Genomic DNA, 572 nt, shown 5'->3' on the forward strand with positions numbered 1-572 from the left:
GCGCTCACCGCACCCGAGGGCAAGATCGTCGCCGATGCGTACGGGATCGCCGTGCCGGGCGAGGAGCTGGCACAGGACGTCGACGAGGCGGTGGCCTTCGCGGACCGGCTCGGCGGGCCGGTCGTACTGAAGATCGTCTCCCCCGATGTGCTGCACAAGACGGATGCCGGCGGTGTCGTCGTCGGGGTGGAGGGCGGCGTTCAGGTGCGTGCCGCGTTCCAACGCATCATCGAGAACGTGCGGGCGTACGCGCCGGACGCGCGGATCGACGGTGTGCAGGTGCAGCAGCTGGTGCCGCCCGGCCAGGAGGTCATCGTCGGCGCGGTCACCGACCCGACGTTCGGGAAGGTCGTGGCCTTCGGGCTCGGCGGTGTGCTGGTGGAGGTGCTCAAGGACATCACCTTCCGCCTGGCCCCGGTCAGTGCGGACGAGGCGCTGTCGATGCTCGACTCGATCGGCGCGGCCGAGATCCTGCGCGGGGTTCGGGGTGCTGCGCCGGTGGACCGGACGGCACTGGCCGAGCAGATCCGGCGGGTCTCCCAACTGGTCACGGACTTCCCGGAGATCGCGGA

General features: G+C 70.8%; 1 protein-coding gene. It reads left to right on the top strand.

The window, feature by feature from the left end:
- The coding region (locus AC1DUE_RS20065) for an acetate--CoA ligase family protein (RefSeq protein ID WP_477041170.1) at positions 1–572 on the top strand (572 nt) is incomplete at both ends.

The sequence above is a fragment of the Cellulomonas sp. P4_A2 genome (assembly GCF_056402515.1).